Raw genomic sequence first — 23,745 nt, 5'->3', positions numbered from 1 at the left:
CCCTTGAACGGAACAACCTCGAAATGTCTGAACTACTTTGGCAACTGATCTTCACGTTGGTCGGGGCGGCCGCTTCTGGCGTCGCTGGAGCGCTCACGGCAATCCTCGTCAAGGCGCTGCGTCGTCGCTGGCGCGGTCGGCGGTGATCACGGCTTGGCATGCACGGACGTGGTCATCGGCGTCTCGCCCGATTTGAACAAGAGCGCCCGCGACCTCTGCTCGTAGTTGGGCTGCCTGGTCACGTTTGAGGGCGCCGGCGGCGGCTTCGGACAGGCGAGCGGTGTTGCAGGTGGCGAGGTCGTCGCGCAGCTGGAGGCTGCCATCACGCACGCCAGCAGCAACAGCAGCAGGGACGGCCGTGGCCGCAGTGCGGTCTTCTTCATGCTTGGCTCCGATGGTGGCCAGCGCTTCGGCCTGGCTGTGCTCTGCAGCACGGGTCTCGCTGAGCTGTTGGACCTGCCCAGCGCTGGTGCTGGCTTGCTGTCGGGCTTCCCCGGTCTGAGCCCGATCACCGCGCCAGGCCCAGCCAGCACCGAACATGCCAGCGGACCATGCGACGAACACCAGCAGGTAGATTGCGATGCGCTTCACGTCATGCCCCTGGACCCTTACGGGTCATTCCGAAGAAGTAGCCAATGACCATGCCGGTGGCGTTGTTCAGGCCGCCGATCAGCATGCCGAAGGAGTCCTTGTTCTCCGGCGGGATGGCCACCGCGATCAGGGCGGCCATGGCCATCCCCAGCAGGAACAGCACCAGCACGGCGATGCCGACGCGCGCGGCGCCGATGTTGCGGGTGGCGAAGGTCATGCGGCACCTGCCAGTGAATGAATTTCCTCCAGCGCCCAGTGGTAGAGGGGCTGGTCGATGATGGTCACGCGGGTGAGGCGCTTGCCCCTTACTTCCTTGATGGCCACCTGGGTGGACTGCTGCACCGCCAGCAGGACGAATGCGATGCGCTGCTTGGTCGGGTCAGGCTCCTGCAGGACAGCGAGCGCGTCGCTGACCATCTCGCGGATGGCCAGCAGCAGCTCGGCGGTGGGGTTCTTGGCCTTCTGACTCTCCAGCACCACCAGCACGCCTTGCAGCTGGTCCACTGGCGACAGCTTCGCGGCCTTCTTCCTGGCGGCCGTCATGCGAGACCGAACAGCTTTTTGGCCTGCGCCAGCCGGAGCTTCCGGTCCTCCAGCCCGTTGGTGCCGCCGTTGATGCGCTTCGTCACAGCCACCACGTCGTCGCGGTCGGCCAGGGAGTTCAGACCCCTGCGCTTCCAGAACCAGCCCGCAGCTACCGCGGCCCACGGGAGCATCGCCACCGCCTCCGGCTCTCGCAGGAAGTAATCGCCGCGCCCCATGGCATGGCTGAATGCCGCGTAGTTCTCACGCCCGGTCAGCTGGATCAGGCCGTGTCCCTTGAAGCGCACGCCGTCGCCACGCTGCACGTTCCCCAAGTCGGCGCGCCCTTCGTAGGCCCGGCCCGACGCGTATTCGGTCGCCGTGCGGAATCCATCGGATTCGTGCGCGACCTGTGCCAGAAAGTGTGCCTTCTGCAGCGCGGTCACGATGCCGAACTGGATGCAGACGTCCTCCAGCGGCTTGGCGTACTGGCCGGCGCCCATGGCGGCGGCTACGGTTTCGGTGCTCACCATGGTCTCTCCTGCATAGGTGCCCGCCCCGCAACCGGCTGGTGCGCGACGATGTGGTTGGTCCGGGGGGCTGCGGGTGTAGGTGGTGGGATGACGTGGAGTCGAACCACGCGAGTCGGAGACGCCGGATTTACAGTCCGGCCCAGCGCCCATCTGGCAACTCATCCCGTTGTAGGGCCGATCACCACCGCTGCCTAGGCGCTGCCCGGCCTCCAAGGGCCGTGCGCAGACCGCCCGCCTGCGTTGTCGCCAGCCCCAATCGCCTCACGGCGAGCGGAGAGGGTTTCGGCGCGGTGGTTGATCGGTGTTCGGGTTGCGGAAACGCAGAAGCCCCGACGCAGGGCCGGGGCTTCGGGGACAATTCTTGACAGTGCCAAAATGATGCAGATCAGTGACGTCACTGTCAAGCCTGCGGCTTGGGTGGAGGCGGAGCGCTAGACGGCTTCGGTCTAATGTGAACGCCCCTCTTTCCGTTGGGAGTAAGAAGTGTCGTGAAGCGCTGGTTTGAGGAGGCCTCCAAATAGGCTTCCAGCGCAGATTTTGGCTTCTCTGTTGTACGATCGCCCGAAGAAAGACGCGACAGAACTGACGCAACCGACTGCGTGTAGGCGTTTTCGAGGGTGTTGATCCGTTGATCCTTCGCTGCGATCTGATCCCGAAGATTTTGTTCAGCCTCCGCACCAGCTACAGCAGCATCATTCAGTTGCTCTTGCATGGCGATCTTCTCCGCCTCAAGCTGATTGATCGCGTCTCTCAGCTCAGTCAAGTGGCCGACGACGCTCGCAGCTTTCGCCTCTGGGACAATGTCCACCCAGTTCTCAATCGAGGTAACGCCCTCCTCGGAGAGCACGCGGCACATTTCCCGGATCTCCTCGTAGTTCTTTGCCTCCAACGGAGCCTTCGCTTCTCTCAAGAAGCTCCCAACCCTGGTATCCAAAGCGCCAACGTTGCGCAGCATCAGGTTCAGGCTGCGCACTGCAACAGTGCCGCGAGCCTTGAGAATAGCCTCACTATTTACTACAGAAACAGCATTTGCGATACGACCACCCAGAACCCCTGACCCAATAGCCAAGACCGTCTGAGAAAGAATACCCACTGCACCACTAAGGCCGGCAAGACCGAGCGCGTACATTACTGCTAGGAGGACGGTCAACGAGCCATTGAACGGTTCAAGCCACATGCGTCCGAAAGCCCGCCATTTTTCACCTAGCTCGCTTCTAGGCTTCTGAGGCGCGGGTGTTGTCGGAGGTGAGGACGACGCAACGCCATCCACCTGAGAATTTGTTGGCTGATTCACTAGAAATCCTTGTCATGCGGCATCCCGGCCGCGGCACCAGTCTAGCGCTTTGGAAAGCTCGTAACGGTACTGTCGCAAGGTCAAATTGCCTCCGTATTGCTCCGCCACCATTCTGGCTTTGACGGTCTGGCTGGCCGACACGGTGTACTCGGTCCGTAGGATCAGCGCCCGCATAGGGTACTGCCGCTCCATCGATGCCAGAGCCCGGTCAATCCAACGCAGCTCATCCGGAACGCCAACATCGACGGCGATCTCAGGGTTATCGTGAGGATGATCTGCGTCATTTGAGGCACGAATCGGATCTGCAGCCCACAGTGGCACACTGCGCAGGCCTTTCACGCCGGCGCCAGCCGCCATCAGGCGGCGTCGGTCGGTACCGTCGCGGCCGACCAGATCCTGGATAGCCCGCTCCCGCGTCAGCGGGGCGTGGTCACGGACCTTGTCCAGGACATGCACGCTCCTGTTGGCGCGGCTCAGCGCAAATCGATTCACCTGGGCGTGGCCCCAGCGCCGCAGTTCTTCGGTCAGCGGATCAGTGTTGCGCATCGCGCATGCCCTCCAGTACGGCGTCATCGAATCGAAAAACCGGCAGCTTGCTGTCGGTGTCGCAGGTGCCGGCCCGGTCGGGCCAGCCCTTGCAGTGGAACCCTGCAGCGCCGGTGGCCCGGAACTGGCAGACGGAGCAGCGGCCGTGCTTCTGCAGGTAGGCCCGGTAGCGCTTCTGCAGGCGCAGCTCGGCGCCGGTCATGCGGCCGCCTGGCCCATGGCCAGCTGGTGCTCGGCCCACAGGGCGATCAGCAGCGCATCGGCGCGGCCGTTGTCCTTCTTTCGCTGGAGCTGGAACGCGGCGGCCGGGAAGCGTTGGATGGCAAGCAGCCGAGCCGCGTCCTTGTCCTGGCCTATCAGGCCGAAGCGGCGCTTCCAGCTAGCCGGCTCCGCGCGCAAGTAGGGAATGCCCAGCAGCTCGAATGCCGCCTTGGCCTTGCCGTAGTGGTCGCCAAAGTTGAAGGACGACTGAGGGCCCGCCCGGCGTTCTTCTCTGCCGTCGGCACCGCGCTTCGGTGGCATCGCCCGGACGCGTTCGATGACTCCGGACACAGCGGCGCCAGGGTTCATGTCCTTGGCAGCGCGGATGAAAACAGCAATTGCCCGGGCGTCGACCTCTTGGTTCTCGCCCACGGTCAGCAGCGGCATGTCGATCACCGGGCCGGGCGTACTGTCGGCCAGCACCGCAATGGCCCCGGTCAGGCCGGGGTCGATACTGATAATCAGGCGGCTGGTCGCCATGAGGTCTTCTCCAGGTGCTTTTCGATCAGGGTGTTCTGCAGGTCCAAGAGGTAGTCATCGCTGCCGACCTCCTGCCGGAACTTGCGGGGTTGGCGGGCATAGGACGGGCCGAACAGTTCCTCGCACTGCGCAGCGGACATGCCTCCAAAGGGCTCCCCGCGGTGTGACCAGGGGTTCAAGCCGATCGTGAAGTCATGGCCGCGCCGCTTCTGGCCGGGCTTCCCGCCGACGGTCAGGTGGTGCTCCTCGGCCGGCACAGGCTTCTCGCCGAACCGGATCCCAAGGCTGTAGGCCACGATGCATCCGATGTCCTTGATGGCGTCGAGCCGGGCGAGCTGGGCTTTGGTCTTCTTGCCTGTGGATCGCCCGCGCCTCATGCTTCAGCCTCCACATCACACGGAAGTTCAACCAATGAAGCTCTTTCGAGACGAACAGCTCCTTCTGGATTCGCTTTCCTACCTGCACGTTGGCCAGCCGCCGATGCACACACCGATGATCGACCGGCTGGTTTCACTCGACTATGCGAGCCGAGATCCCATTGGCCTGACGAAAGAGGGGGCCCGTCGATATGAGGACCTGCTCCGTAAAAAGCAGCAGCCCGAGCCAGAACCAGGGATGAAGTCAATTTCCGAACTTCTAGGAGAGTGATCACGCCGCTCTCCCCTGCTGCCGACCGTTGACCATCCGCCAGTAGTCCGCGCGCACGTCGTCCAGCATGACGTGCGCGTAGTGGTCACCGATCCAGGCGGTGATGCCCTTGAAGAAGGAGGCGAAGTCCTCCTCCTCCATCGAATCGAAGGCCAGCGACTGGGCCACCTTCACCGGGATGGTCCGGATCTCCGGCAGCACCGCCGCCAGCACCCTGCGCGCGCCGGCGCCCAGCACCGCTTCGGCGGCATCCAGCAGCGCCGAGATGACCGGGCTGGCGTCCATCTCCACCATCTCGCAGCAGATACCCGAATCCAGCTGCAGCTTCTTCAGCGCGGCATGCGCGTCCAGGTCACGGAACGCCTCAACGTTGTCGACCAGCAGGTGTCCAATGACATGGGCCAGCCGATGGAAAGCGGCATTGCGGGAAGCCTTGATATCCAGCCGATACTCATGCCCGACCCGGTACCCACGGTCCTTGGCCAGCCTGCGATCGATGTCGTTGCTCGGGGCGAACGCACCAATTTCCTCACCCGTGGCCGGATCGACCAGGCGCATGCAGGTCGCATAGATGGGCCGACTGGCCCGCTTCGCGCGGATCTTCCGCGCAGCTGCTGTCATCACGGTCATGCGTCGTCTCCTGCAGCAAGGTCGCGCCGGCTACGGTGGCGTCGGCCAGAAGCCGGCACGTCGAAGTCGTCATCGCTACCGCCAACGGTGGATGTGCCCTTCAGGCTGTAGTTCGGCCGAGGGCCGGTGTAGTCATCGAAGGCACTGCATTGCAGGCGGTGCTGCAGGTAGCAGGTGCCGGTCTCGCCCTGGCGGTTCTTCGCAACGATCAACTCCGAGATCCCGGGCGCGCCGCAGGCTTCCTTGCTGTAGTAGTCGTCCCGGTACAGGAACGCGATCACGTCGGCGTCCTGCTCGATCGCGCCGGACTCGCGCAGGTCGGCCATGCCCGGGCGCTTGTCGGTCTTCGCCTCGACCCCGCGGTTGAGCTGCGACAGCGCCATGACCGGGCAATTCAGCTCCTTCGCCAAGCCCTTCAGGCGGCGCGAGATGTACGACACCTCATCGTTCCGATTCTCCGACTTCCCCTTGCCGGTCAGCAGCTGCAGGTAGTCCACAACGATCAGGCCCAAGCCGCCCGGCACCTTGGGCACTTCTCGGTAGTAACCCCCACACTTGTCCAGACCGGCTATGGCGAGCGCGAGGGCCAGGCCCCGCGTGCACTCGACCTGCAGCAGCCGCTGGGCACGATTGTCGCGGGCGGTGTAAAGCACGCTGTGGCCGCGCCGCATCTGGTGAAGTTCCGCGGCGACAGCATCGGCACGGCGGCCACCGAGCCCGTGCCGACGATCACTTCCGGCGCTGGTGCAGCCAGGCCAGCCGGCGCAGCGCACGCTCTCGGTGTGGCCGCCGCCTCGCTGGTCACGCTGCGACGGAACATGATCGGCGCCGATGCGCGCACGCCGCTCACCACAGTAGCCGCTCAGACGGAACACCACGCGGTATCCAGTGCCTTCATGGTCCAGGCCGCACACGGCGAAGGTCGATCTGGCGGCGTCCAACGTTGGGGAGCTGGCAGCAAGGATGCTCACTCGCCGGTCGGCACGGTCACTGCCAGTGGCAACGGCGGGCATGCCGTTGCGGCGGCGGAGCTGGCACAACTGTCCCCCGAGCAGGAGGCAGGTGCCCTGCGAGTTGCCGCGTTCCTGGTGAAGTACTACGGCAGCGGCATCGCCGTGGGGCTGCATGACCCCGTGGACACGGTCACCACCAAGGACCGCCTGGCGCTGGTCACCGTGGTCATAAAGGGCACGCCCTACGTGATCGTGGATATCGGCCTGCGGATGCTCAAGCCACATGAGCTGTTCCGTGCGCAGGGCTTCCCGCCGACCTACATCATCGACCGGACGGCCGACGGCACCACGTTGAAGACCACGGCCCAGGTCCGCATGTGCGGCAACAGCGTCAGCCCACCGCCGTTCTACGCCTTGATCGACGCGAACCTGGACCCGGTCGCCTTGCCGCTGGCGGAGGCCGCATGAGCACAGCCCTAGTTGTCGATCAGGGACGTCGCGAACCGCAGGCCGGCGTGCAGGGCCTTTTCGAGCGTGTCGTGCTCGCCGCAGTCGGGGTTATCAATGTCAGGGAGCTCACCGGCTTGCACCAGGTGCACGAACGCCTTCCCGCCATTCGGCTGCCAGGCCTCAACGTAGATATCTTGGCCGTAGTAGCTAGTGCTCAACGAATCAGTCTGGATCTCTGGCTTCATAACGCGCTCCTTGCTGGTTGGCCGATGCTCGCCGGAAGCTGCGCGTTGGTCAATGGCAGCCTGCACAGGGTCCCCTTTGTGAGGGCTGCCTTATGAACCGACGCCAGCACGCCAACAACGGCATGGCCGCCGGCAGTCGTCCGATCCGCGTTCCCCGCTCGATCGACAGCGTGCGCTCGCACCTGAAGCGCCACCTCCTGGAGGAAGGCAAGCGCATGCAGGACCTGGCTGACGTCTGGGGCTGCTCGAAGCACAACGTCTACGACCTGTTCTACCGAGACCGGCCCATCTCACCGAACCACATCGAGCTGGCCGCCAGGATGCTCGGTCTGGACGAATTCGACACCAACGAGCTGCGCCTGCTCGGGGCCCGTGAGGCCGGCTGGCAGATCGACACCAACTTCCTACTGGAGAAGAACGGATGACCACCGACAAGAAGACCCTGGCGGACGTGCAGCCCGGTGGGAGGGTGAGGCTGGGGGATCAACCTCCCTTCGTCTTCGCCCGGTTCGTCAACGGTTTACGTATGGCCGAGGGCGTGACCATCGAGAAGGAACGCAACCTCACGGATGCAATGCAGGTCGCCGCAAAGGTGGCATCCAAAGGCCCGAACGGCGAGGTTCCAGTTCTTGTGCGCGTCGCCGCCCTCTCCGCCCAGCCCTCCCCGCCAACGTGTAAGGAAGGCTTACAGGTTCATCCCTCCCGGGGTGGTCAGGATGCGGCAATCGAAGCGATGGCCGAAAGCCTGCTTTGCGCCGAGAGCTCCGCCACCTTGAAAGATGCGCGCGAACAAGCTGCGCTGCTTCTTGCCGATGCGCTCCCGCACCTCTCCGCCCAGCCCTCCCCGGGTGGTCAGGGGGCGCTGGTGACCGATGCAATGGTCGAAGCCGCGCATGCTGCTTACTGGGCGCACCCAGATGATAGTGGCGAGGATCGACCGTGCATGCGCGCCGCGCTGGAAGCAGCACTCGCCGCCCGCCAGCCGGTGGGGGAGCCGGTGGTTGTTGCACACCGTTACATCCAGCGCCATCAATCGGCGGAGCATTCGGTTTGGCTCAGCGGCGACGCGGACGAGACTTACGTCGAGGCGGAGAGGCAGGGCTTGGGTCGGATCGAGCGCGCCTACGAAGCCCCGCCCGCGCGGGCCGCGGACCTGGGCCGATTCCGCAAGCTGGCAAGCTGGGTCGCCAACTGCGCTGGCCATGGAATCAATGACTCGCAGCGGCGAATGGGTGAAGAACTGCTGGCCCTGATCGACAGCAAGGCGGTGGGCAATGGTCAGTGACGGTATGACTCACACGTCAGGAGGCGAGACTGTCCCGAAGCTGCTGAAGGCGCTTGGCGGTACGCTCAGGAAGCGCCTCAGACGCGACGCCAGTGATGGACTTGTGTCCCTCGTAGTATCGGGCCAACTTATTGATGGTCCCATCAATAACGTCCAACAGCTCCAAGCCGAACTTGACGCGCATGGTGACTGCCCTAGTCAAATCACTGGCGGGCATACCCTTTACGTCATCAATCGACAGCCCAGGACTTTGATTGTAGAACTGCCAAGCAGTCAGAACCGACAGCAGTGCAAAAACATCTTCATCCTCAAAACCCTGGAGCTGATCCGCGCAACTCCGCAGAAAGACCAGGTCTGGGAATGGCTGACTGGCGACGAACGATTCGAGAATCACGGCGGAAGTACCGGGATAAAACCTTGCTGGATCCCAGTCAATGAGAGATGGCACAAGCTTTCTTCGCGCGAAGACCAGCTCCTTCGCAAACGCGTGCGCCAAATGCACAGCCCTGCGCTTGTTCTCATCATCGATTCGCTTCCATTCTCGCCTCTGAAGCTCCTCAGATTTTTCGCGTTCTGCCTGTACTGCCCGCTCGGCAGCCTTCTTCTGGTCGTTTGCACTACGCAGCGCTACCCACACCGCGATCAGCGTAACGATGGCCGCAGCCCATCCGCCCAATGCGGAGAGAGCGGTCCAATCAAGGTTGCAGGCAGCGCTGTTCTCAACGCATGGAGTCAGATACTGGAATTCGGCCAACTGCAGTTCCCCCTATGGACTGGCCGGCATTCTGCCACGGGCATCCGCCGAGGAGGGTTTCGCTGTGGCTGATCTTCTGCACGACACCGACGTGCCCGACTTCCACGAGGTGGGCCACGTGCTGCCAAGCCTGTCTGGGGTCGACCTCAGCAAGGCCAGCAAGGCCACCGTGCGCGCGTGGGAGGCCCGGGGCCTAGCCTTGATCGAGCTCTCCCGTGGGGACCGGGCCGAAGCCGACCGGATCATGGCCCCCGTATCGAAACGCCGCCGCCGCGGCACCAATCTGGCCGCCGCCGGCGTGCCGAAGGAGGAAGTATGAACGAGAGCACCGCAGTCACCCCCAGCCGCCTCCTTCGCCGTGCTGAAGTGCTGGCCCGGGTTGGGATGGCCAAGTCGACCCTGTACTTGCGCATTTCGGCCGGGAAGTTCCCGAAACCGGTCCACCTGGGGAGCTCCGTTCGATGGGTCGAATCGGAGATCGATTCCTGGATTCAGGAGCAGATGGAGCAGCGCGACCAGACCGGCGACACCGGGGGTATGGGTGGGGGTATCGCGGACGCTGCATAGGAGCCTGACCACGCAGTACAAAGGCCCGAGGCGCAACTACGGTAGAGCCCACCTCCACCATCTGTAAGGCCTGTCGAGGCCGCAAGAAGCCGGATCTCCCGTCAACTGGGGTTCCGGCTTTTTTGTGCCTGCACGTCGCGCAGGACGTGTGGCGCATAATCGGGATGACACCTCCAACACAGCAGTCCCTCCATCCGCGACCGCCAGAAGGATCTGCCATGAAAGCCCCCCTCGCGATGTCCCTGCTCCTCACCGCGCTCGCCGCAGCCCCAGCCACGCACGCCGCAGCCCCGGCCATCGCGCCGCCCGGCATCGCCACGCTGGAGGCGCTGCTGGCCTGCAAGGCAGGCTCGGATTTCAGTGCGGCCGACGCCATCGATGCGCTGCAGGCGGCCGGCCTGGCCAAGAAGCCGGGCGGCACGTTCGAGCCGGAGGACAAGCCGGTCGCGCTGTTTGGTGGCACGGTCACCAGTGCCGATGTGAATGTGGCCGAAGGCGAGAAAGGCCTCTTCGTGTACTTGAACGGCGTCGATCCCAAGCGCCTGGCCAGGGCCTGGTCGGTGACCGAGGTCAACGAGCATGCCAATACCGAGGAACCTTCCTACGTGAAGCGCATCGACAAGCGCCACACCCTGCACGTGATCGCGGGTGACGACTACGAGGGCTATTCGGCGGCGGTGAAGTGCCAGATCAGCCGCTGATGGCGTAGCCGACGCTACAGCCAGCGTGGCACGCGATGACGGTACTGCGCGTACGCCTCGGGAAAGCGGACCATCAGTGCCCGCTCCTCCGGCAGGATCTGCAGCCAAGTGATGTACGCCAGGAACAGCGGCACCACCAGCAGCGCGATCAGGTTCTGCAGGTACACCATGGCACCAAACAGGACCAGCGCCTGGCCGAGATACATCGGGTTTCGGGTGCGGCGATAGATTCCGCTGGTAACCAGCGCGCTCGACGCCGAAGGTCGCAGAGGATTGACGGTGGTACCGGCGCGTCGGAAAGAGATCTTGGGCAGCAAGTTGAGCACGACACCCAGCGTCACCGTCACCCCTGCCAGCAGAACCGGCACCGGCACCCGAAGGTGCAAACCCGGCCACAGCCAGCGTGCTGCAAAGCCCATAGCGGCGAACAGCAGCATTACCACGGGCGGGGGAATACGCGTTTCCAGCCAGACCATCGCGATCACCGTGTCCTTTTCATTGGCCGCAGTGTCACACGGGAATGGCTGAATCACCCAAGGCGGCCAGGCCCAAACCGACCGTCCGGTCTATTCCGCTTTGACAGGCCCACCGCTAGAGTGGCGCCACCGCGCAGGAGGATCGCATGGCTACCACGGGCTTGGGCTTCATCGGCCGCACGACCCTCATCATCACCGTGCTGCTCACCCTGGGCGGCTGCGCGACGCTGCGCCAGTTCGGGCCGTCGGTGCAGGTTGCCTCGGTCACGCCCGGCCAGTACATCGCGCTCAAGCGCGGTGACATCCTGACCTCCGGCAAGCTCAGCGCGGCGACCATCGAGACCCTGCGCGTGGCCGGGCTCGACGAGGGCGTCTGTGCCAAGCCCGGCCTGCCCTGCATCGAGGCGATGGAAGGCAGCATCGTGGTGCGCGAGGAAGACAAGCGCTCCAGCCTGGCCGAGCTGTGGCTGCAGTATGCGATGACCCTGCCGGCGCCAAAGCGCGAGTACTCGGCATCCGGCCGTGCCAAGACCGCCGTCACCGAGCTGGATGCCGACTTCCAGCCACGCCTCGATGCGTGGATGCAGGTCGCGCGCCAGGCCTATGCCTATCTGTTCTTCACCGAGCGCACGGCGAACCAGCGCGGCTTCGAAGACCGCCAGACCCAGGTGCGCGATTACTACAACCTGGCGGTGCAGGAAGCCTCGGTGCAGCTTTACAACGCCTATGCCACCGGGCGCGTGCACGGCCAGGCCAGCCATTTCCAGCTGGGCCGCTGGACCTTCGTGCTGGCCCCTTCAGACGAAGCATCGGCGCTGGACCAGCGTACCCCCAGCGAGCTGGTACCCGCCGCCTCGCTGTCGTTCACCGGCACGCTGCGAAGCGTGCATCGCCGCGATGGCTTCGGTGCCGAACTGGTGGCAGTGATGGATGACCCGGCCGGCAGCACGGCCACCACGCCTCCGGCAGCGGCGCAGGCAACGCAGGCCAGCACTTCGGCCACGCAGAGCTGGAGCGAGATGCCCTCGCCATCGATGACGGTGCTATTGCGCTTCTCGGGGACAAACCTGTGGGAGGTGCTGCACGATGACGAGCCGGAGCTGGAGATCCACGATCCCTACCAGGTTTCGGAAGTGACCCTGCACGGCCAGCAGGTGCCACTGGCGGCCAACTTCACTGCCGGCTATGCGCTGTGGCTGGCCCGCTCCAACTTCAGCCGACAGTCGCTGCGCACGCTGTTCGGCGGCAAGGGCGGCATCGACACGCCGCATCTGTACATGATGCAGCCCTATGACCCGAACCGCCGCGTGCTGCTGATGATCCATGGCCTGGCCAGCAGTCCGGAAGCCTGGGTCAACGTGGCCAACGAACTGCTGCGCGACGACGAGATCCGCCGGGACTTCCAGGTCTGGCAGTTCTATTACCCGACCAACATGCCCATCGCGATGAGCCACGATGCGATGCGCCACACGCTGGCTGAAGTGTTCAAGCACTTCGACCCCAGCGGCAAGGCGCAGGCCTCGCATGACATGGTGCTGGTGGGGCACAGCATGGGCGGGGTCATCGCACGGTTGATGATCTCCTCCTCCGGCGACCACCTGGTCGACACCCTGCTGGCCACCGCGCAGATGACGCCCGCCCAGCGCGAACTGCTGCGCACCAAAGGCGCACCGGTGCTGACCTTCCTGCCGGAACCGGAAGTGTCCCGCGTGGTGTTCATCGCCACGCCGCATCGCGGCACCGACGTGGCGGGCACCCGCCTCGGCCGATGGATCGGCCGGCTGGTGCGGTTGCCACTGACCGTGCTGGAAGACGTCGCCACCATTGCCAACGACGGCCAGATCGACCGCAATGACGGCAAGCACGGCTACCAGATGAACAGCATCCAGAACCTGGACAAGGACGACCCGTTCGTCCGCGCCGTGGCTGACCTGCCGATGTCACCGAAGGTGCACTACCACTCGATCATCGCCCGCGCCAAGGCCGATGGCCCACTTGAGAAGACCGATGACGGGCTGGTGCCCTACTGGAGTTCACACCTGCCGCACGCGGATTCGGAGAAGGTGATCGTGTCCGGACACAGCGTGCAGGAAGCTACGCCGGCCATCGTCGAGCTGCGGCGGATCCTGCATGAGGACATGCAGGCACACGGGCGAACGGGAAAGTAAGCCGCCGTCCCGACAGATCAGGCACCGGCCGTACGACGCGAGAACGTGCCATGCAGCGCCGCCGGAATCGCAAAGCCCTCCATGCGCACCTCGGGCCGATAGTCGGCGCTGGGGGTGAAGCGGAACTCGCGTGCCAGCAGCGCGCACAGCAGTACCAGCTGTGCATTGCCGACCGCCGACCCCACGCAGGAACGCGTTGGGAAGCCGTAAGGCACATAGATGCCGGCGGTACGCTTGCGCCGTTCGGGCAACCAGCGATCAGGATCGAACTGCAGCGGGTCATCCCAGTACTTCGCCGAGCGGTGCTGGATGAACGAACTCAACTCGAACACTGTGCCTTCGGCGATGGCCTGCCCTTCCACCTGCAGATCGCAGGCGGCCACCCGGCGGTTGTTGAAGGGCGTGGAGTACAGCCGCATCACTTCCTTCAGGAAGCGCATCGTGCAGGGAATCCTGGCGATCGGCAGCGCATGGATCTCCGCATCCGAGAGCGGCGCGAATTCCTCCTCGATGCGCTGGCGCCAGTGTGGATGCATCTGCATCGCCAACAGCAGGCAGGCGGCCATCATGCCGGGCACGCCGGAAATGGCGATCAGCTGCACGGTGACCAGGTAGGTGACCTTGTCCAGGCCGATGCGCTCTCGCAGGCTCAGCAATGACTGCGCGTAGTCCAGCGCCGAACGTCCGCTGCGGACCCGGCGCTTGAGTTCGGCGGCGATCGCCCGTGATTCGGCACGGCCGATGAGGAAGTTGCGCAGCAGGTGGCGCCGATGGATGACCTGCTCGACCTGGGTGGTGTAGCGCAGATGCAGGGCGCGTTCGATGGCTGCGGTGCCGCGTGCGTCGAGCCCATCGATCACCAGTGGCACCAGCGGATGCGCCATCACCTTCCACACGGCTGGCGTGGCATCCAGCTCGCGCCCGCACAGTGCGTCCAATGCCTGCCGCATGCGCGACTGCAACGCCTCCAGAGTCTGTGCACTGGTGAGTTCAGCACTGCGCGTGGCAATCAGGCTGCGCACTTCGCTCCAGCGCACGCGTTCGTGCCGGCGGAACAGGTCGGCCAGCGACTCGACCACGAACAGGTGCTCGGAATTCTCCTTATCGACCTTGCCGGCCAGTTCCGGGCAGAAAACCCCGATACCGCCGGTTTCCAGTTTCAGCACCGGCCCTTCGCGCTCCACGCGCGCAGCCAGGCGCTCGGCAGCAATGGCGCTGCCTTCATTCGACATCCCTTGCATGCAGTGCGTCTCCGGCAGGAAGGGACTCGAAAGACGAGTCCCTTCGTCTTGCTACCGCTAGATCGCGGGTTTGGCCCGCAGGATCAGAATTCGACCCACAGAGGCCAGGTATTCCACACGCTGCTCTTTTCGTTCGGATGAATATTCAGAGTGACGCGCAATGCTCGGGCGAATCTTTTCATTTTCATTCCTTTGCTTGCTGTGTGGTTATGCCGGGATTATCCCGGCACCGGCTAGATAACACGACATAATCCCGCTGTCCAACCGGCCGGGTGGCGCACTGCAGCATCCTGGTTGCGGCCGATTGAGGGGAATCCCTCATCGCGCCTGCGCGTCCGGCCTCCTATGCTGGGCTCACTTTCCCCCAACGGAGGTCTGCATGAACACGCAAGAGCCCAGCCGCCAGCCCAGCCCCGATCCGGCCGAGCGCGATGCCTTCTTCCCGTCGCCGTATTCGCTCTCGCAGTTCACCTCGCCCAAGAGCGACCTGTCCGGCGCCGACTATCCGGATGCGCGCCGCGATGGTCGCTGGAAGGTGCTGATGATCGCCGCCGACGAGCGCTATCTGCCGACCGCCAATGGCCACCTGTTCTCCACCGGCAACCATCCGGTGGAAACCCTGCTGCCGATGTACCACCTGGACAAGGCCGGCTTCGACATCGACGTGGCGACGCTGTCCGGCAACCCGGTCAAGTTCGAATGGTGGGCCTTCCCACACAAGGACAGCGAGATCGGCGCCCTGTACGAACGCTACCAGGCACGCTTCCGCCAGCCGTTGCAGCTGGACCAGGTGGTGGCCGGCCTGGGCACCGATTCGGACTACGCCGCTGTCTTCATTCCCGGTGGGCACGGCGCGTTGATCGGCCTCCCGGAAAGCCGCGCTGTGAAGGCCACCTTGCAGTGGGCCATGGCCGAGCAGCGCCACATCATCACCCTCTGCCATGGCCCGGCGGCGCTGCTGGCAGCGGGCGTCGACGAAGCCGAGGGTGACTCGTTGTTCCGCGGCTACCGCATCTGCGCCTTCCCCGACGCAATGGACCGGCAGACACCGGAGATCGGCTACATGCCCGGGCAGCTGCGTTGGTTCTTCGGCGAACGACTGGCCCAGCAGGGCGTGCAGATCGTCAATGAGGGCATCGATGGCAGCGTGCTGCAGGATCGCCTGCTGCTGACCGGCGACAGCCCGCTGGCCGGCAATGCGTTGGGCAAGCTGGCCGCGCGTACGCTGCTCGATGCACTGGCGGGGCGCTGAGCCCATGCCTGCGCTGGTGCCCGCGCTGCTGGAACTGGAACAGGCTCGGTCATTGCCTGCGGTGGGCGGCGTGCTGCGCGCCGCCGCCTCACCCTTGGGCTACGACCGCCTGTTGGTGTTTGCCACCGGAACCGGGCTGGAGCGCGGCGCACAGCGCGTGTACTGGATCGAAGGTGACTGGTTCGGTGACGGCAGCGATACCGCACTCGCCCGCTACCTGCATGCCTGCCCGGTCAACCGTCATGTGCTGGACAGCACTGCGCCGTTCTTCTGGAGCAAGCGCCAGGGCGTGCGCGGCGAACGCTATCAGGTGGTGAAGCAGCCGCGCGGCGATGGCCTGCATGGGCTGCAGGTTCCGGTGTTCGGCCCGACCGGTCTGGAGGGTGCGGTCAGTTTTGCCGGCACCTCGATTGATGCATCCGCCAGCGCGCGTGTGCTGCTGGACATGGTCGGCACCTCCGCCTTCCGTGCGGCGCGGCGTCTGGCCGAAGCGCCGGCCGACATCCGCGCGGGCGCGCTGAGCGCACGCGAACGCGAGGTGCTGCGCTGGGTCGCCGCTGGACGGCGCCAGGCAGAGATAGCGGCCACGCTGGGGCTGTCTGCGCGCACCGTTGAGAACCACCTGCGGCGAGCACGGCAACGACTTGGCGTGGCCACCACCGCTCAGGCAGTGCGCGCGGCAGGCCGCCGTGGCGAGATTGAAGACTGATCAGGATGGAGACACTTCCTGCTGCCTGATCAGCGTGCTGCATACGCGCTGGGCATCTGCGCGATTGCAGAAGGCAGGCGACGGGATGAGCTACGACCCGTGATCGCCGGTGCGCGGTCCACCGGGTGGGACGTTCATCGCCCGCCCGGCATCCGCGAGCCACCCATCCCTGCATAACGCTGTCCGCGCATTCGTGGCATGCTCTGTGAAACCGTTTTCATGGAATGGAGGGATTCCACGATGTTGTCGCGTTTCCGTCGCCCCCTACTCTGTGCCCTGCTGGCGCTTGCCCTGCCTGCGACCAGCGCCTGGGCCGCAGCCCCTGCGCCGTTGAAGGTGATGTCGTTCAATGTGCGCACCCCGGCCGATACCGAGCCCGGCAAGCGCTGGCCCGATCGTCGCGATGCGATGGTGAAGGTCATCCTCGATGCGCACCCGGCGGTGATCGGTACCCAGGAGCTGGTGCAGGAGCAGGCCGATTACCTTGCCCAGCACCTGCCCGGCTACCGCTGGTTCGGCGAGGGCCGCCGCGGCGGCAGCGGCGACGAGCACATGGGCGTGTTCTACGACAGCAAGGTGCTGGCGATCGAGGAATCAGGCAACTTCTGGCTGTCTGATACGCCCGATGTGCCCGGCAGCATCACCTGGGGCAACCTGTATCCACGCATGGTCACCTGGGCGCTGTTCCGCCGCATCGATGACGGCCGCCGCTTCTATTTCATGGATACCCACCTGCCCTACCGCGACGAGGACGAACCACGTCGGGTGAAAGGTGCCGAGCTGATCGGCAGGCGCGTGGCCGGCCTGCCGGCCGACCTGCCGGTGGTGCTGACCGGTGACTTCAACAGCGAACCCGGCGGCGACACCTACAAGGCATTCACCCGCGTATTGCACGACACCCGTACCCAGGTGAAGACACCGCAGGGCCCGCGACTGACCTTCCACGATTTCACTGGCAAGGCCACCGCGCAGCTGGACTGGGTGCTGGTGCGCGGTTTCCACGCGCGCAGCTTCCTGACCGATGACCGCCGCATCGATGGCGTGCTGCCATCGGATCATTTCCCGCTGGTGGTCGAACTGGACTGGCCACAGCACTGACCCCGCACGGCAGCCGCAGCTACAGCGGCGGCTGCCGCGACAGCAGGCGATACAGGGCCTGATGCTGATCGCGCGCCTGGCAGATGCGGGCCCCTATCGCCAGGAACACCGCCACGCCGATCAGGCCCAGTCCCAGCATCGAATCCTGCAGGCGCAGGAAGCCGACCGCTGCGGCCATCGTCGCCAGCACCAGCAGTACCACGACTGCCACTGACAGCCCCGCACCCGGTGGACCCGGATCGCCGAACAACATCCGTTGGGTATCCCGCCTTCCGTCCGCCATCGCCTTCCTCCCGAGTGCCTGACCCACTAGTTACACGGCGGGCCCGAAATCCGGCAGAGTCAGAAACGTCACGAAGGTGAAGACGTACGCGGAATGCACCGCGCTACCCTGCCGCGTACCCCTCGAAGTGCGGAGCAGCACATGGCACACCAGAGCCGGCTGGCTGGATTCATCATCGACTGCCAGGACCTTCCCGCCGACGAAGGCGCCCGTTTCTGGGCCGCCGCGCTCGGCCTGCAGGCACAGGCGGCGCGTGCCGAAGGGGGCGCCGAGTATGCCGACCTGCTGGGCGCACCGGCGGGCCTGGACGTTGAGGTCCAGCGGGTCGATCACCCGTCACGGGTGCATCTGGACATCGAGAGCGACGACATCGATGCCGAAGCCGACCGCCTGGAGAAGCTCGGCGCGCGACGGATAGGCTTCGTCAAGCGCTGGTGGGTGATGGAAGCACCGAGCGGCCATCGCTTCTGCATCGTGCGCATGCGCGAGCGCGAGGTGCCGGCCAATCAGTGGCCCTGAAAGAGCAAAGGGACGGAAGCCACGGCCTCCGTCCCCCCTGGAGTCATTGCACCTGCGCCACGCTCGGTTGCTGCGGTGATTGCCCCCAGCCGCCCAGCGCCTTGTACACGCCCACCACGCTGACGTTGACCTCGGACTCGGCCGCCGCCAACGCATCATCGGCTGCCAGCTGCGTGCGCTGCGCATCCAGCAGGGTCAGGAAGTCCTCGGAGCCCTCGCGATAGCGAATCTGCGCCAGCGATTCGGCACGCCGTGCCGCCTGCGCCTGCTCGACCACGATCGCCAACCGTGCCTGCTGCTTGGAATAGCGGGTCAGCGCGTTCTCGGTGTCTTCCAGGGCCAGCAGTACCGCCTGCTCATACTGCGCGGCCACGCCTTCGGCTTCAGCCTTGCTGGCGCGCAGGCGTGCACGCACGGTGCCGAAGTCGAATGCCGCCCAGCTCAGCGACGGGGTCAGCGACCAGGCCTTGTTGCTGCCATTGACCAGGCCGCTGGCATCGCCGCCGAGGAACCCGACGAAGCCGGACAGCGACAACCGCGGGAACAGGTCCGCCGTGGCCACGCCCACGCGTGCGGTCGCAGCCGCCAGGCGACGCTCGGCCACGCGCACGTCGGCACGCTGGCGCAGCAGTTCGCGGGTATCGCCCAGCGGCAGTGCCTTGGCGAAGGCCGGTACGTCGTGCGGCGCGAGCATGTCAGTCAGCACTTCCGGGCGCTGGCCGAGCAGCACGGCCAGCCGGTTGCGCGACTGCGCCTCGGCCACTTCCAGCAACGGGATGTCAGCCTCGATCGCCTTCAGGCGGGCACGGCTGCTCTGCACATCCAGCTCGCTGCCTGCGCCCAGCTCCCAGCGCGCCTCAGTCAGCTTCTGCGTATCGCGCAGGTTTTCCAGCGTGTGCTGGGCCACCGCGATGCGCTTCTGCGTACCACGCAGCTCGAAGTAATTGCGTGCCACTTCAGCGGCGACCAGGACCTGCGCATCGGCCAGGTTGGCCTGCTCGGCACCGAGGTCGGCGCGCGCGGCTTCAGCAGCACGGCGCTTGCGGCCGAACAGATCCAGCTCCCAGCCGGCGTCGAAGCCGAGCTGGTAGCTTTCACTGAACACCCGCTGCCCACCCAGCTGCGGATCGGGTTGCTTGCGGCGGTCGTAGCTGCCGCCAGCGGTGACGTGCGGAGCCTGGTCGAGGCGGCTTTCCACGAACACCGCGCGGGCCTGGCTGACGCGGGCCACGGCCACGCGAAGGTCCAGGTTGTCCGACAGTGCGCCGTGCACCAGCTGTTCCAGCACCGGATCATCGAACTGCGCCCACCAGCTGGCGACCGGCGAAGCGGTACTGAACACCGGCTGCTGTGCACCCTGCAGGACCACCGGTTCCTGCACCGGGGCCTTGTAGTTCGGGCCGACGCTGACACAGCCCGCCAGCACCAGGCTGGAGACGGCCATCGCCAACGTGCGGATCACCATGGCAGCACCTCGCCCAGGTAGGTGAAGCTGCCGTTCGGGCCTTCATGGCCGATCAGCGCCATCTGCACGCTGGAGCGCGCGCCTTCGGCGATTTCGATTTCGCCGTGGCCGCCGTTCATGTCGGTCTTCACGTAGCCCGGGTGCACGGTGTTGACCTTGATCGGCGTGTTGCGCAGTTCGTGCGCCAGTGCCAGGGTCCAGCTGTTCACAGCGGCCTTGGAGGCGTTGTAGGCCGGAACCTTCATGTCGTAGATGCCCGACGCCGGATCGGCATGCAGGGTCTGCGAACCGAGGATGCTCGAGACATTGACGATGCGGCCTGCCTTGGCCTGCTGCAGCAGCGGCAGGAAGGCCTGGGTCACCGCGACCAGTGCGTAGACGTTGGTCTCGAAGGTGCGGCGCCAGGTGTCCAACGACTGCTCCGACGGCCGCTGCGCCGGATTTTCCAGCAACACGCCCGCATTGTTGACCAGGATGTCGAGGCGGCCGTGGCGCTCGCGCACCTGCTGCACCGCCTCGGCGATGCTGGCGCTGTCGGTGACGTCCAGCTGCAGTGCTTCCACCGGCAGGCCCTCGGCCTGCAGCTTCAGCGCCTGCTCCACGGCGGCCTCACGCTTGCGCCCGGCCAGCAGCGTATGCACGCCGTTGCTGGCCAGCTGGCGTACGGTTTCGGCGCCGATGCCACGGGTGGCGCCGGTAACCAGTGCGATCTTGTTCTGATGGGAGTTCATGGAGTCATGCCTTGATGAGGGGGAAAACCGACACCGACCGGGCGGCCAGTGTCAGCAACGTTCCCTGTCAGTGATGGATGGTCGGTTCGCCGTGCTGCACCAGCTGGCCACCACCGTTGCGGGTGACGAACTTGCGCAGGGCCACGTAGAACACGGGGGTGAGGAACAGGCCGAACAGCGTCACACCCAGCATGCCAGCGAACACGGTGATGCCGGTCACCGAGCGCACTTCGGCGCCTGCACCGTGAGACAGCACCAGCGGCACCGTGCCGGCGATGAAGGCGATGGAGGTCATCACAATCGGGCGCAGGCGCAGGCGGCAGGCTTCCAGCGCGGCTTCAACGATACCCTTGCCGCCCATCTCCAGCTCTCTGGCGAATTCGACGATCAGGATCGCGTTCTTGCACGCCAGGCCCATCAGCACCACCAGGCCGACCTGCACGAACACGTTGTTGTCACCGCCGGTCAGCCACACGCCGAACAACGCGGACAGCAGGGTCATCGGCACGATCAGGATCACCGCCAGCGGCAGCGACCAGCTCTCGTACAGCGCGGCCAGCACCAGGAAGGCCAGCATGATCGCCACCGGGAACACGATGAAGGCGGCCTTGCCCTGGGTTGCCTGCTGGTAGCTCAGGTCGGTCCATTCGGTGGTCATGCCCACCGGCAGCACCTTGCCGGCGATCTCGGTCAGCTTGGTCATCGCTTCGGCCGACGACAGAAGGCGCGGGTCGGCTTCACCGGCCAGGTCCGCTGCCGGATAGCCATTGAAGCGCAGCACCGGGTCCGGGCCGAAGGTCTGCTTGATGGTGACCATCGAACCGATCGGCACCATCTCGCCGCGGTCGTTGCGGGTACGCAGCTTGCCGATGTCCTCGACCGTCTCGCGGTACGGACCATCTGCCTGGGCGATCACCTGCCAGGTGCGGCCGAACTGGTTGAAGTCGTTGACGTAGGCCGAACCCAGGTAGGTCTGCAACGTGTCGAACAGCTCGGTGAGCTGCACGCCCTGTGCCTTGGCCTTGACGCGGTCGACCTCGGCATCGAGCTGCGGCACGTTGGCCTGGTAGCTGGAAATCGGGAAGGCCATGCCCGGCGTCTGCGCAACGGTGCCCTGCATGGCCTGCACGGCATTCTGCAGCGCGCCGTAACCCAGGTTGCCACGGTCCTCGATGAACATCTGGTAGCCATTGCCATTGCCCAGGCCGAGGATCGGCGGCGGCATCATCGCGAACGCGAAGCCTTCCTGCAGGCCGGCGATCTTCTGGTTGATCTCGGCATTGATCTGCGCGGCGGTGCGGCCATGGCGCTCGGCGAACGGCTTGAGTGGGATGAACGCCACACCGGTGTTCGGCGTATTGGTGAACTGCAGCGCGTTCAGACCGGGGAACGAGATGGTGTGAGCGACGCCATCGGTTTCTTGGGCGATCTTGGCGACCTTGCGCAGCATTTCATCGGTGCGGGCGATCGACGAACCTTCCGGCAGCTTCACACCGGCGATCAGGTACAGCTTGTCCTGGGTCGGAATGAAGCCCGGCGGTACCAGCTTGAAGATCACGCCGGTACCGACCAGCAGGATCGCGTAGACCACGAACACCGCACCGCGGCGGCCGAGGATGCGGGCCACGCCACGCTCGTACTTCTCCGAGCTGGACTTGAAGAAGCGGTTGAACGGACGGAACACCCAGCCGAACAGGCGGTCGATCAGGCGGCTCGGGCCGTCCTTCGGAGCGCCATGGGCCTTCAGCAGGCGCGCGGCCAGGGCTGGCGACAGGGTCAACGAATTGATCGCCGAGATCACCGTGGAAATGGCGATGGTGACCGCGAACTGCTTGTAGAACTGGCCGGTGACACCGGACAGGAAGGCCATCGGCACGAACACGGCACACAGCACCAGCGCGATCGCCACGATCGGGCCGGACACTTCGCGCATGGCCTGGTGGGCCGCGGCGGTGGGTGACAGGCCTTCCTCGATGTTGCGTTCAACGTTCTCCACCACCACGATCGCGTCGTCGACCACGATGCCGATCGCCAGCACCAGGCCGAACAGGCTCAGCGTATTGATCGAGAAGCCCAGCAGGTACAGCGCGGCGAACGTACCCACCACCGACACCGGCACCGCGATCAACGGAATGATCGACGCACGCCAGGTCTGCAGGAACAGGATCACGACCAGCACCACCAGGGCGATCGCTTCCAGCAGCGTGGAGACCACGGCCTTGATCGAGTCGCGCACGAAGATGGTGGTGTCATACACCGCTTCGTACTTCACATCGGCCGGCATGGTCTTCTGCATCTCGTCCATCGTCGAGATGACCTGATCGCGGATTTCCAGCGCGTTGGCACCCGGCGACTGGAAGATACCGATACCCACCGCGTTCTTGCCGTCCAGCTGCGAGCGCAGGGTGTAGTCGCCCGCACCCAGTTCCAGGCGGGCCACGTCGGACAGGCGCACGATCTCGCCATCGGTGCCGCTCTTGAGCACGATGTCGCCGAATTCCTTCTCGGTCTTCAGCCGGCCCTGGGCGTTGATCAGGGTCAGGAACTTGCTGTCCGGCAGCGGTTCGGCGCCAAGCTGGCCGGCCGACACCTGCACGTTCTGCTCGCGCATGGCGCGCACCACGTCGCTGGCGGTCAGGCCGCGCGAAGCCACCTTGTCCGGGTCCAGCCAGGCACGCATGGCGTAGTCGCCGCCACCGAAGATCTGCGCATCACCCACGCCCGGAATACGCGCCAGCGCATCCTTGACGTGCAGGCGGGCGTAGTTGCGCAGGTACAGGGTGTCGTACTTGCCTTGCGGCGAGGTCAGGTGCACCACCATCAGGAAGGTTGGCGACTGCTTCTGCGTGGTCACGCCCTGCCGGCGCACGTCCTCGGGCAGGCGCGCCTGCGCCTGCGCCACGCGGTTCTGCACCTTCACCGCCGCTGCGTCCGGGTCCGTGCCCGGGCGGAAGGTGACGGTCATCTGCAGCACGCCGTCCGAGCCGGCCACCGACTTCAGGTACATCATGCCTTCGACGCCGTTGATGGCCTCTTCAAGCGGCGTGGCGACGGTCTCGGCAATGACCTTGGGGTTGGCGCCCGGATACACCGTGCGTACGACCACCGACGGCGGCACCACTTCGGGGTACTCACTGATCGGCAGGATTGGAATCGTGATCAGGCCTGCGGCGAAGATCACGATCGACAGCACCGCCGCGAAGATCGGCCTGTCGATGAAGAAGCGGGAAAAGTCCATGGAGGAATTCCTGGGAAAGGCATTCGGCGGGCAACAGCCACCCCGCCCCTCGCCGGGATGACGAAGGCAGGGAAGGCTGCCGCTGGCGCCGGCAGCTAAGCGGAA

The 23,745-nt window shown here is 65.3% G+C and carries 30 protein-coding genes, 1 tRNA gene and 1 pseudogene; 12 read left to right on the top strand and 20 right to left on the bottom strand.

Annotation, left to right across the window (positions count from 1 at the left end; all coding sequences use genetic code 11):
• Positions 1–108 precede the first annotated feature (108 nt).
• The 10 genes from ACSDHM_RS06880 to ACSDHM_RS06835 all read right to left on the bottom strand — a co-directional run bounded on the left by ACSDHM_RS06880 (position 109) and on the right by ACSDHM_RS06835 (position 4,604).
• On the bottom strand, positions 109–591 hold the full coding sequence (locus ACSDHM_RS06880) for a lysis system i-spanin subunit Rz (RefSeq protein ID WP_439426797.1): 483 nt from the start codon (positions 589–591) through the stop codon (positions 109–111).
• 1 nt (position 592) lies between these two features.
• Positions 593–808, bottom strand: a complete 216-nt coding sequence (locus tag ACSDHM_RS06875; protein ID WP_043034789.1) for a hypothetical protein — start codon at positions 806–808, stop codon at positions 593–595.
• On the bottom strand, positions 805–1,134 hold the full coding sequence (locus ACSDHM_RS06870; protein ID WP_439426796.1) for a hypothetical protein: 330 nt from the start codon (positions 1,132–1,134) through the stop codon (positions 805–807). The genes ACSDHM_RS06875 and ACSDHM_RS06870 overlap by 4 nt, the downstream gene beginning before the upstream one ends.
• Entirely contained in the window at positions 1,131–1,646 is a 516-nt protein-coding gene (locus tag ACSDHM_RS06865) for a glycoside hydrolase family 19 protein (protein ID WP_439426795.1), read from the bottom strand. Before ACSDHM_RS06865 ends, ACSDHM_RS06870 begins: the two co-directional genes overlap by 4 nt.
• 80 nt (positions 1,647–1,726) lie before the next feature.
• Positions 1,727–1,811 (bottom strand) — tRNA-Tyr (locus ACSDHM_RS06860).
• Between the two features lie 235 nt (positions 1,812–2,046).
• A complete protein-coding gene (locus ACSDHM_RS06855) occupies positions 2,047–2,823 on the bottom strand; it encodes a hypothetical protein (protein ID WP_439426794.1) in 777 nt (258 codons plus the stop codon).
• Positions 2,824–2,952: 129 nt separating this feature from the next.
• Positions 2,953–3,486 (bottom strand): hypothetical protein, encoded by a 534-nt coding sequence (locus ACSDHM_RS06850; protein ID WP_439426793.1) that lies wholly within the window; start codon positions 3,484–3,486, stop codon positions 2,953–2,955.
• Positions 3,473–3,688: a hypothetical protein gene (locus tag ACSDHM_RS06845; RefSeq protein WP_439426792.1), complete on the bottom strand. Its 216-nt coding sequence runs from the start codon at positions 3,686–3,688 to the stop codon at positions 3,473–3,475. Before ACSDHM_RS06845 ends, ACSDHM_RS06850 begins: the two co-directional genes overlap by 14 nt.
• Positions 3,685–4,227, bottom strand: a complete 543-nt coding sequence (locus ACSDHM_RS06840; protein WP_439426791.1) for a hypothetical protein — start codon at positions 4,225–4,227, stop codon at positions 3,685–3,687. Before ACSDHM_RS06840 ends, ACSDHM_RS06845 begins: the two co-directional genes overlap by 4 nt.
• Positions 4,209–4,604: a Ref family recombination enhancement nuclease gene (locus ACSDHM_RS06835; protein WP_439426790.1), complete on the bottom strand. Its 396-nt coding sequence runs from the start codon at positions 4,602–4,604 to the stop codon at positions 4,209–4,211. The genes ACSDHM_RS06840 and ACSDHM_RS06835 overlap by 19 nt, the downstream gene beginning before the upstream one ends.
• 34 nt (positions 4,605–4,638) lie before the next feature.
• Between ACSDHM_RS06835 and ACSDHM_RS06830 the strand changes: the two genes are divergently transcribed.
• Complete coding sequence (locus ACSDHM_RS06830) at positions 4,639–4,875, top strand: hypothetical protein (RefSeq protein ID WP_439426789.1); 237 nt, start codon at positions 4,639–4,641, stop codon at positions 4,873–4,875.
• Here ACSDHM_RS06830 and ACSDHM_RS06825 read toward each other — a convergent pair whose 3' ends face one another.
• The gene (locus tag ACSDHM_RS06825; RefSeq protein WP_439426788.1) at positions 4,876–5,505 is read right to left on the bottom strand and encodes a hypothetical protein; all 630 of its coding nucleotides are present in this window, start codon (positions 5,503–5,505) and stop codon (positions 4,876–4,878) included.
• Between the two features lie 131 nt (positions 5,506–5,636).
• Positions 5,637–6,017 (bottom strand): annotated as a pseudogene (locus ACSDHM_RS06820) (DnaB-like helicase C-terminal domain-containing protein); the annotation flags it as partial.
• A gap of 144 nt (positions 6,018–6,161) precedes the next feature.
• Between ACSDHM_RS06820 and ACSDHM_RS06815 the strand changes: the two are divergent.
• A complete protein-coding gene (locus ACSDHM_RS06815; RefSeq protein ID WP_439426787.1) occupies positions 6,162–6,926 on the top strand; it encodes a DNA cytosine methyltransferase in 765 nt (254 codons plus the stop codon).
• Between the two features lie 8 nt (positions 6,927–6,934).
• On the opposite strand, the gene ACSDHM_RS06810 is transcribed toward ACSDHM_RS06815, so the two are convergent.
• Positions 6,935–7,153, bottom strand: a complete 219-nt coding sequence (locus ACSDHM_RS06810) for a hypothetical protein (protein ID WP_439426786.1) — start codon at positions 7,151–7,153, stop codon at positions 6,935–6,937.
• Positions 7,154–7,245: 92 nt separating this feature from the next.
• Between ACSDHM_RS06810 and ACSDHM_RS06805 the strand changes: the two genes are divergently transcribed.
• Together ACSDHM_RS06805 and ACSDHM_RS06800 are read left to right on the top strand one after the other, a co-directional pair.
• Positions 7,246–7,578: a hypothetical protein gene (locus tag ACSDHM_RS06805; RefSeq protein ID WP_439426785.1), complete on the top strand. Its 333-nt coding sequence runs from the start codon at positions 7,246–7,248 to the stop codon at positions 7,576–7,578.
• Positions 7,575–8,438 carry a hypothetical protein gene (locus ACSDHM_RS06800; protein ID WP_439426784.1) on the top strand — a complete coding sequence of 288 codons (864 nt, stop codon included), beginning with the start codon at positions 7,575–7,577 and terminating at the stop codon, positions 8,436–8,438. Before ACSDHM_RS06805 ends, ACSDHM_RS06800 begins: the two co-directional genes overlap by 4 nt.
• 16 nt (positions 8,439–8,454) lie before the next feature.
• Here ACSDHM_RS06800 and ACSDHM_RS06795 read toward each other — a convergent pair whose 3' ends face one another.
• Complete coding sequence (locus ACSDHM_RS06795) at positions 8,455–9,192, bottom strand: hypothetical protein (RefSeq protein WP_439426783.1); 738 nt, start codon at positions 9,190–9,192, stop codon at positions 8,455–8,457.
• 64 nt (positions 9,193–9,256) lie between these two features.
• Between ACSDHM_RS06795 and ACSDHM_RS06790 the strand changes: the two genes are divergently transcribed.
• The 3 genes from ACSDHM_RS06790 to ACSDHM_RS06780 all read left to right on the top strand — a co-directional run bounded on the left by ACSDHM_RS06790 (position 9,257) and on the right by ACSDHM_RS06780 (position 10,460).
• A complete protein-coding gene (locus tag ACSDHM_RS06790) occupies positions 9,257–9,511 on the top strand; it encodes a hypothetical protein (protein WP_439426782.1) in 255 nt (84 codons plus the stop codon).
• Positions 9,508–9,759, top strand: a complete 252-nt coding sequence (locus tag ACSDHM_RS06785) for a helix-turn-helix transcriptional regulator (protein ID WP_439426781.1) — start codon at positions 9,508–9,510, stop codon at positions 9,757–9,759. The genes ACSDHM_RS06790 and ACSDHM_RS06785 overlap by 4 nt, the downstream gene beginning before the upstream one ends.
• A 218-nt stretch (positions 9,760–9,977) precedes the next feature.
• Positions 9,978–10,460 (top strand): hypothetical protein, encoded by a 483-nt coding sequence (locus ACSDHM_RS06780; protein WP_439426780.1) that lies wholly within the window; start codon positions 9,978–9,980, stop codon positions 10,458–10,460.
• 14 nt (positions 10,461–10,474) lie between these two features.
• Here the strand turns inward: ACSDHM_RS06780 and ACSDHM_RS06775 are convergent, their stop codons facing one another.
• A complete protein-coding gene (locus tag ACSDHM_RS06775; protein WP_065179498.1) occupies positions 10,475–10,936 on the bottom strand; it encodes a methyltransferase family protein in 462 nt (153 codons plus the stop codon).
• Between the two features lie 146 nt (positions 10,937–11,082).
• Between ACSDHM_RS06775 and ACSDHM_RS06770 the strand changes: the two genes are divergently transcribed.
• Positions 11,083–13,104: an esterase/lipase family protein gene (locus ACSDHM_RS06770; protein ID WP_439426779.1), complete on the top strand. Its 2,022-nt coding sequence runs from the start codon at positions 11,083–11,085 to the stop codon at positions 13,102–13,104.
• Positions 13,105–13,121: 17 nt separating this feature from the next.
• On the opposite strand, the gene ACSDHM_RS06765 is transcribed toward ACSDHM_RS06770, so the two are convergent.
• Positions 13,122–14,345, bottom strand: coding sequence for a cytochrome P450 (locus ACSDHM_RS06765; RefSeq protein WP_439426778.1), 1,224 nt, complete (start codon positions 14,343–14,345; stop codon positions 13,122–13,124).
• A gap of 379 nt (positions 14,346–14,724) precedes the next feature.
• Here ACSDHM_RS06765 and hchA point away from each other — a divergent pair, with 379 nt between their 5' ends.
• From hchA to ACSDHM_RS06750, 3 genes are all read left to right on the top strand, one after another.
• Positions 14,725–15,597: a glyoxalase III HchA gene (hchA, locus tag ACSDHM_RS06760; protein ID WP_072168311.1), complete on the top strand. Its 873-nt coding sequence runs from the start codon at positions 14,725–14,727 to the stop codon at positions 15,595–15,597.
• Positions 15,598–15,601: 4 nt separating this feature from the next.
• Positions 15,602–16,306, top strand: coding sequence for a PA1136 family autoinducer-binding transcriptional regulator (locus tag ACSDHM_RS06755; protein ID WP_072168312.1), 705 nt, complete (start codon positions 15,602–15,604; stop codon positions 16,304–16,306).
• A 240-nt stretch (positions 16,307–16,546) separates the two neighbouring features.
• Positions 16,547–17,404 (top strand): endonuclease/exonuclease/phosphatase family protein, encoded by an 858-nt coding sequence (locus ACSDHM_RS06750; RefSeq protein WP_353762436.1) that lies wholly within the window; start codon positions 16,547–16,549, stop codon positions 17,402–17,404.
• Between the two features lie 19 nt (positions 17,405–17,423).
• Here the strand turns inward: ACSDHM_RS06750 and ACSDHM_RS06745 are convergent, their stop codons facing one another.
• The gene (locus tag ACSDHM_RS06745) at positions 17,424–17,687 is read right to left on the bottom strand and encodes a hypothetical protein (protein ID WP_049414598.1); all 264 of its coding nucleotides are present in this window, start codon (positions 17,685–17,687) and stop codon (positions 17,424–17,426) included.
• 141 nt (positions 17,688–17,828) lie between these two features.
• Between ACSDHM_RS06745 and ACSDHM_RS06740 the strand changes: the two genes are divergently transcribed.
• Positions 17,829–18,206, top strand: coding sequence for a VOC family protein (locus tag ACSDHM_RS06740; RefSeq protein ID WP_049414413.1), 378 nt, complete (start codon positions 17,829–17,831; stop codon positions 18,204–18,206).
• A gap of 43 nt (positions 18,207–18,249) precedes the next feature.
• Here ACSDHM_RS06740 and ACSDHM_RS06735 read toward each other — a convergent pair whose 3' ends face one another.
• From ACSDHM_RS06735 to ACSDHM_RS06725, 3 genes are all read right to left on the bottom strand, one after another.
• A complete protein-coding gene (locus ACSDHM_RS06735; protein WP_072168314.1) occupies positions 18,250–19,671 on the bottom strand; it encodes an efflux transporter outer membrane subunit in 1,422 nt (473 codons plus the stop codon).
• Positions 19,665–20,402, bottom strand: a complete 738-nt coding sequence (locus ACSDHM_RS06730; RefSeq protein WP_072168315.1) for an SDR family oxidoreductase — start codon at positions 20,400–20,402, stop codon at positions 19,665–19,667. The genes ACSDHM_RS06735 and ACSDHM_RS06730 overlap by 7 nt, the downstream gene beginning before the upstream one ends.
• Positions 20,403–20,469: 67 nt before the next feature.
• Complete coding sequence (locus ACSDHM_RS06725) at positions 20,470–23,640, bottom strand: efflux RND transporter permease subunit (RefSeq protein WP_072168316.1); 3,171 nt, start codon at positions 23,638–23,640, stop codon at positions 20,470–20,472.
• Positions 23,641–23,745: the final 105 nt, after the last annotated feature.

The organism is Stenotrophomonas sp. T8, from assembly GCF_051853085.1.
Classification (GTDB): Bacteria; Pseudomonadota; Gammaproteobacteria; order Xanthomonadales; family Xanthomonadaceae; genus Stenotrophomonas; species Stenotrophomonas sepilia.
Note: the sequence above shows the minus strand (reverse complement) of the source record. Positions and strands in the feature narration are given on the sequence as shown.

Bases quoted from the DNA above. Each gene is read 5' to 3' on its own strand.
- ACSDHM_RS06835 (WP_439426790.1), bottom strand. From the start codon at position 4,604: ATGAGGCGCGGGCGATCCACAGGCAAGAAGACCAAAGCCCAGCTCGCC.
- ACSDHM_RS06870 (WP_439426796.1), bottom strand. From the start codon at position 1,134: ATGACGGCCGCCAGGAAGAAGGCCGCGAAGCTGTCGCCAGTGGACCAG.
- ACSDHM_RS06745 (WP_049414598.1), bottom strand. From the start codon at position 17,687: ATGGCGGACGGAAGGCGGGATACCCAACGGATGTTGTTCGGCGATCCG.
- ACSDHM_RS06775 (WP_065179498.1), bottom strand. From the start codon at position 10,936: ATGGTCTGGCTGGAAACGCGTATTCCCCCGCCCGTGGTAATGCTGCTG.
- ACSDHM_RS06865 (WP_439426795.1), bottom strand. From the start codon at position 1,646: ATGGTGAGCACCGAAACCGTAGCCGCCGCCATGGGCGCCGGCCAGTAC.
- ACSDHM_RS06765 (WP_439426778.1), bottom strand. From the start codon at position 14,345: ATGCAAGGGATGTCGAATGAAGGCAGCGCCATTGCTGCCGAGCGCCTG.
- ACSDHM_RS06845 (WP_439426792.1), bottom strand. From the start codon at position 3,688: ATGACCGGCGCCGAGCTGCGCCTGCAGAAGCGCTACCGGGCCTACCTG.
- ACSDHM_RS06800 (WP_439426784.1), top strand. From the start codon at position 7,575: ATGACCACCGACAAGAAGACCCTGGCGGACGTGCAGCCCGGTGGGAGG.
- ACSDHM_RS06850 (WP_439426793.1), bottom strand. From the start codon at position 3,486: ATGCGCAACACTGATCCGCTGACCGAAGAACTGCGGCGCTGGGGCCAC.
- ACSDHM_RS06780 (WP_439426780.1), top strand. From the start codon at position 9,978: ATGAAAGCCCCCCTCGCGATGTCCCTGCTCCTCACCGCGCTCGCCGCA.
- hchA (WP_072168311.1), top strand. From the start codon at position 14,725: ATGAACACGCAAGAGCCCAGCCGCCAGCCCAGCCCCGATCCGGCCGAG.
- ACSDHM_RS06830 (WP_439426789.1), top strand. From the start codon at position 4,639: ATGAAGCTCTTTCGAGACGAACAGCTCCTTCTGGATTCGCTTTCCTAC.
- ACSDHM_RS06740 (WP_049414413.1), top strand. From the start codon at position 17,829: ATGGCACACCAGAGCCGGCTGGCTGGATTCATCATCGACTGCCAGGAC.
- ACSDHM_RS06810 (WP_439426786.1), bottom strand. From the start codon at position 7,153: ATGAAGCCAGAGATCCAGACTGATTCGTTGAGCACTAGCTACTACGGC.
- ACSDHM_RS06725 (WP_072168316.1), bottom strand. From the start codon at position 23,640: ATGGACTTTTCCCGCTTCTTCATCGACAGGCCGATCTTCGCGGCGGTG.
- ACSDHM_RS06750 (WP_353762436.1), top strand. From the start codon at position 16,547: ATGTTGTCGCGTTTCCGTCGCCCCCTACTCTGTGCCCTGCTGGCGCTT.
- ACSDHM_RS06785 (WP_439426781.1), top strand. From the start codon at position 9,508: ATGAACGAGAGCACCGCAGTCACCCCCAGCCGCCTCCTTCGCCGTGCT.
- ACSDHM_RS06840 (WP_439426791.1), bottom strand. From the start codon at position 4,227: ATGGCGACCAGCCGCCTGATTATCAGTATCGACCCCGGCCTGACCGGG.
- ACSDHM_RS06805 (WP_439426785.1), top strand. From the start codon at position 7,246: ATGAACCGACGCCAGCACGCCAACAACGGCATGGCCGCCGGCAGTCGT.
- ACSDHM_RS06875 (WP_043034789.1), bottom strand. From the start codon at position 808: ATGACCTTCGCCACCCGCAACATCGGCGCCGCGCGCGTCGGCATCGCC.
- ACSDHM_RS06730 (WP_072168315.1), bottom strand. From the start codon at position 20,402: ATGAACTCCCATCAGAACAAGATCGCACTGGTTACCGGCGCCACCCGT.
- ACSDHM_RS06735 (WP_072168314.1), bottom strand. From the start codon at position 19,671: ATGGTGATCCGCACGTTGGCGATGGCCGTCTCCAGCCTGGTGCTGGCG.
- ACSDHM_RS06825 (WP_439426788.1), bottom strand. From the start codon at position 5,505: ATGACCGTGATGACAGCAGCTGCGCGGAAGATCCGCGCGAAGCGGGCC.
- ACSDHM_RS06855 (WP_439426794.1), bottom strand. From the start codon at position 2,823: ATGTGGCTTGAACCGTTCAATGGCTCGTTGACCGTCCTCCTAGCAGTA.
- ACSDHM_RS06755 (WP_072168312.1), top strand. From the start codon at position 15,602: ATGCCTGCGCTGGTGCCCGCGCTGCTGGAACTGGAACAGGCTCGGTCA.
- ACSDHM_RS06770 (WP_439426779.1), top strand. From the start codon at position 11,083: ATGGCTACCACGGGCTTGGGCTTCATCGGCCGCACGACCCTCATCATC.